Source organism: Flavobacterium sp. (genome assembly GCF_044361065.1).
GTDB lineage: Bacteria > Bacteroidota > Bacteroidia > Flavobacteriales > Flavobacteriaceae > Flavobacterium.
The window spans coordinates 1-5,495 of record NZ_JBIKJI010000143.1; the positions used below are offsets into that span (position 1 = coordinate 1).

Genomic DNA, 5,495 nt, shown 5'->3' on the forward strand with positions numbered 1-5,495 from the left:
CTTCTTAAAATTAAGAAGGCATTTTTTATTTGTATTATATAAATTAGTTTATAACAATATCATCAATTTGCATTGTAGTAGTTACACCACCACTACCATTTCCAATATATTCAAAAACTAAAAAGCCATTTCCAGTTAATGCGCTAGGTATTGCCCAATTTCCACTATCGGTAAAATTTGTAGGGTATCCTGAAGACAAACCAGCATCTATCGTAAAACTTGACGTAATATTTGTTAATGTCGCTGATGTAACATCTGAACCCGCTACATAATTTGTAGTATAATATACTTTCAAACAAGACCCATTAGCAAAACCAGCTTTGGTTTTAAATGAAACTGTTGAGGCACTCGTAAGATTAATAGGTACAAAAAACAAACTTCTATTAGCTTCTGCTGTTCCTCCAAAAGAGCTCATTTGAATGTATTTATTTCCACCAAACGTTTTCACTTGCCAATATCTAGTTCCAATTGCAGCATCATTGATATATTTTGGAAAAATTTGCTGATTTGTAGTGGTGTATGATGTAAAAGGTTCGTTTAAAGTAGCGTCATACGTTAATGATGTACCAACAATTGGCGGCGCTAAATCAATTACTAATCTAGGATTCGTTAACTTAATATCATTTTCCGTACGAACCATAAATTGGAAAGTACTTCCAAATTTGGTTAATACACCACGTATTTTTCCGCTTTTATTTGAAACTGGTTTTGATGAAAAGTTTGCAAATTCAGAAATTCTTACAATAATTTTATTTCCAAATTGATCTACAATTTCATGATTTGTAGCACCTCCTAAATTATTTAAAGTGGCATCAAAATATTTTTTACCAATTGATGCATCTGTAAATTGCACATTATCCAATTCGATAAGCTTATTTAAATTATCATTATTTAATGTAGCCAAAATAGTTAAATTATTTACCAAAGTATTTTCATTTACTTTTGTACAACCACGTTTAATAATTCCCTCATATTCAACACCAGAAATTCTTCCTACTTCATCATCCGTTAAAATAGCAGGTGTTCCATTATTGTATAAAGAACCTAAAACCATAGCGCCATTTTCTGTTACAAAATATCTGTCTTTTAAATTTACATATACTTTTCTACCTGGCTCATACTTATTGAATAAATTGTAAGCGTCTATTGGCATACTAAACCCTCTAGTGCCATCAACAGATACTAATGATATTGATTTATAAAAATTTCCTCCTTCGTCACTTGAAGTTATAAATGCTTCAATAATGTCATTTGGAATATATTTTTGATATGTTGTTGTAGAGGTAGCTATTAAAGCCGGCACCGTTATAGTTGCAGTTAAATCACTACATTCGCCAGATAAATTTGGTACGTCATAATTATCGCTATTTATACAACTAAAAAGTGTAGAAAATAGTAATGTTGCTAATAATATGTGTATTTTTTTCATAACTATTAATTTTTATTGATCTTAACATTATCTAATTGGCATGTTGTAGTAACACCTCCGGTTTTGCTTCCTGTATATTTAAAAGCAATTCTAACATTATTACTATTATAAGCACTAATATCAATATTTCCGCTACTAACTATTACATCATCAGCACTTGGAGTTGCAAAAGTTAAAGGTGTCCATGTGGCAGTTGAAATTCCAGCAGTAGTGCCATCATAATTTGTTGAAATAAAAGCTGTCAATGGATATCCATTTGAATATCTTGTTTTGGTAGTAAAAGAAAGAATTTCACCAGTAGTACTAGTTAAATCGATAGCTGGAGTAATTAACCAAGCCACATCGTTAGTTCCTGCCGCAGAATAGAACGAAGAAAATTCAGCATAATTATCACCCGTGAAAACTCTTGCGTGCCATAAACGAGTTGAAGTCGCATTATGATTTACCCATCCTGTTAAAGTAATTGGCACTTCAACAGCACCACTTCCTGTTGTAGAAGTTGAAAAACCTTCATTGAATGCGTATTTAAAAACTGTCGGAATATCTGTTTCAGCTACATCACAACTTACAAAAGATACAGCAGTAATAATTGCAAACGTAATTTTTAAAAATATATTTTTCATTTTCAATTTATTTAGAAGTTAACGTATAAGTTAATAAAATAAGTTCTTCCGAATCCATAAAAATATTTAGGACCGAAAGCTGGTGTACCATTGGCATTATCAGCTTGTAGATCTGGGAAAGTTGCTTTTCTAGACTGTTCAAAACCACCCGTTTTGTAGGTTGTATCTAGCGCATTATTAATTGAAGCGAAGAAACCAATTGTAGTGGTATCAATTCTCCAAGATTTACCACCCGTAAGATTTAATAAATTAAAGTTAGCAAATTTTTCTTGTTTTAATGCTTTTCTAACTGTTTCTTCATTAGCTCCCGAATAATTATCTCCAGTAGCTCCGTCTATACTAAAATTATCTGTTCTTGTTATATTTGAAATGTCTAAATACGAATCAGCTAAGTAATTAATATTTGCACCAACCCACCAGAAATTTGGATCTCTATATTCTAACCCTAAAGAAGCTGCTGTTTGTGGCATACCTGGTAATCTGTAATTTTTTAAATACGCTTTTCCAAAATCTACAACTGGTTGTGTGTTGGTTAAAGTTGCTTGTGCATCGTCATTAATTTTTAAGTTTGGATTGTTTCCATATAGATATTGACCATATGATGCGGCAACCGTACCTTTAATTGTAGAAGTAAATTGATATTCTAAACCAATTTCAGCACCAAAATTTCTCTTTTCAATTCCTGTTAAAAGTTCAGAAATAAACGAATCTTGATCGTTTCCATCTACATCTTCTCCAATACCTTCAGCATAAAAGAATGAAATTTCTGTTGCATTTTGTACTCTTGAAGCAAATCCTGTTACACGTGCTTTAAACTTAGGCGTTCTTACTACATAAGAAGCATCTGCACTCGCAATTGTTTCGCTGTTTAATTCTGGAGTAATGTTATTATTAATACGAGCATTGGCAAAAGTATTTCTCATATTTGGTGCTTTTGTCATATACACCCCATTGAAATCTAATAAATGTTGCCCTGTAATTTTATATGTTAATCCACCTTTGAATCCAAAATTTTCAAAAATTTGTTTTGATCCTTTTCCAAAAGACGTGTTGGCATAAATTCCGTTTCTGTATAAACCTTCTCTTTGATATTGCGTTCTTGAGAAAGATTGTGCCAAGTAAAAATCTACTTTTTTGTATGTAAATTTAAATTGTGTAAATGCATCTGCAACAATGGCATTTAAATTATAATTGTATCCGTATTCATCGCCAACTTTAATTTGTCGGTTCGGATTATTAAGATTCGACTGTCCCATATCACCTGAAAAGAATGGGTCAATATCTTCAAAATATTGTCCTCCTAATAAATCCAACATATTCTGGAAATTATGAGATTTTAATTTTTTAAAACTTGCTCCAGCATTTAATTTTACATTATCTGATAAATCTGAAAATAAAATGGAGTTAGCTGTAATTTGTTTGTCATCTGTTCTGTCTTCATACAACGCATATAAACTTTTACCTGGAGTAACACTACTATTTAAGTTCGCGTAATACATATTATTCCAATTAATTTGACTATTATTTGTGAAATAACCTTGCGCTGCTACTGCACCAGCTGTATCCCCTAAATTAGAAAAATAACTCGGTAAGTTTTTATAGTAGGTTGGATCGGGATTATTTGCTGTTTGAAAATCTAATCTACTATTTCCTATAGAACCCGTTTGATAAGCAACATTAGTATTTAATGTAGTTTTATCTGAAATCTTCCAATAATGACTCAACATCAAAATTGGTTCTTCGACATCTTTATCTCTAGAATTTCGTTTTTTACCGTCTTGCCATCCCCAAAATGAATTATATTTAATTCCCATTAAATTATTAACCTCAGCAGTATTTGGAGACGATTTTCCTCTTGTATTTTGAGCATAAATTGCTGTAAAATTTAAACTGTGTTTCTTATTAATTCTTTTTTCTACACTTGCAAAAAAGGAATTAGCTCCGTAATCTGTTCCTTCAAAATATGCTTCTTGCGCCCATCTTCTTGAACCAGAAATACTATATGCCCAACCATTATCCATTAAACCTGAATTATGAGTAACCATAGAACGCCAAGAATAATTCGTATTGGTTCCTGCCATAGAAATTCTTGTTCCTTTTCTGTATAAAGAAGCTCTTGTATTAATTTCTTGCGTTCCTAAAATACCTCCAAAAGTATAATCTGATGGTGCAGAACCTAATGTAAATTCTTGGATTCTTGTGGCGTCATTTAATCCGCCCCAGTTGCTCCATTGTGGTCTTCCATCATAGATTTTATTCATTGAAATACCATTAATCATAGTTACTCCATATTCATTATCTAAACCTCTCATTCGAAATCTAGCTAAACCCCAGTTAAATGCTGCGGCTTGCTGATAAGCATCTCTTGAAGATTGTAATAAACCTGCAGTACTTTCAGAACCACTGTTGTCATCACCTAAGTCGTTTTCAGTAATGGTTACTAAACTTAATTGCTGCTCTGATGTAATGTCTTCTTCCAAAAACAATATACCAACATCTAAGGTTTGATTTGCTACTACTTCAATTGGAAAATTTTGAGTGTTATATCCTTCTACGGAAATTACTAAAATTTGGTTACCTACTGAAATACCACTAATTTGAAATTCTCCAAAACTATTGGTCGTTACAAATTGTTCATTAGATTGAATCATTACTTTCACGCTACCCAAAGGGCTTTGCGATTTTGAATCAACTACCTTTCCTTTTACAGTTGATTGGTTTTGAGCCATTACAAAAACAGCCTGAAACAAAAACAAAAGACTTAATACAAGTTTTTTCATACTTAATTTTAAATTAATACCTTACAAGCAATTTAGTAACAAACTAAAAAGCTAACAAATATAAAACAATAAATTAAATTATTTACCTTTGTTTCAAATTTTACACTTTATATAATTATAACTTAACCTTAAATATGAACATCAAATCAATTTACAGTGCTTTAGCGATACTATTATGTGTTTCTGCAAGTTTTTCTCAAGGAAAAAAGACCTACCTGGTTAATACAATTGCTTTTTACAATTTAGAAAACTTATTTGACACCATTAATGACCCAAATATAAATGATGAAGATTTTATTTATACGCCTGAAAATTATAAAGATAAACTTCAAAAATTAGAACGAGTAATTTCTCAACTTGGAACAAGCGCCGAGCAAAAGAATTCTCCAGTGATTTTAGGCGTAGCCGAAATTGAAAACAGACAAGTATTAGAAGACCTATGTAAGCAACCACTTTTAGCTGCTAAAGGCTATTCGGTTATTCATTTTGATTCGCCAGATAGACGTGGAATTGATACCGGATTTTTATATCAAAAAGGACATTTTCAACCTACGAGTTATAAAAATTATGCCTTAATTGTTACAGAAGATGAAACCGATAAAAAAGCAAAAGACAAAGAAAAAGTAGAAGATACCGATGATAATGTGGTAGACATAAAAACCA

Annotated in this window: 3 protein-coding genes and 1 pseudogene; 1 reads left to right on the forward strand and 3 read right to left on the reverse strand. The window is 31.5% G+C overall.

Annotated elements, in window-relative coordinates; genetic code table 11:
* Positions 1-43 precede the first annotated feature (43 nt).
* From ACIQ11_RS08550 to ACIQ11_RS08560, 3 genes are read right to left on the reverse strand one after another with little or no spacing between them, the layout of a single operon-like run.
* On the reverse strand, positions 44-1,429 hold the full coding sequence (locus tag ACIQ11_RS08550) for a DUF5689 domain-containing protein (RefSeq protein ID WP_396154232.1): 1,386 nt from the start codon (positions 1,427-1,429) through the stop codon (positions 44-46).
* A 5-nt stretch (positions 1,430-1,434) separates the two neighbouring features.
* Positions 1,435-2,052: a choice-of-anchor J domain-containing protein gene (locus tag ACIQ11_RS08555; RefSeq protein WP_396154233.1), complete on the reverse strand. Its 618-nt coding sequence runs from the start codon at positions 2,050-2,052 to the stop codon at positions 1,435-1,437.
* 11 nt (positions 2,053-2,063) lie between these two features.
* Positions 2,064-4,832 carry a carboxypeptidase-like regulatory domain-containing protein gene (locus ACIQ11_RS08560; RefSeq protein ID WP_396154234.1) on the reverse strand — a complete coding sequence of 923 codons (2,769 nt, stop codon included), beginning with the start codon at positions 4,830-4,832 and terminating at the stop codon, positions 2,064-2,066.
* A gap of 134 nt (positions 4,833-4,966) precedes the next feature.
* On the opposite strand from ACIQ11_RS08560, the pseudogene ACIQ11_RS08565 reads away from it, so the two are divergent.
* Positions 4,967-5,495 (forward strand): annotated as a pseudogene (locus tag ACIQ11_RS08565) (endonuclease/exonuclease/phosphatase family protein); the annotation flags it as partial.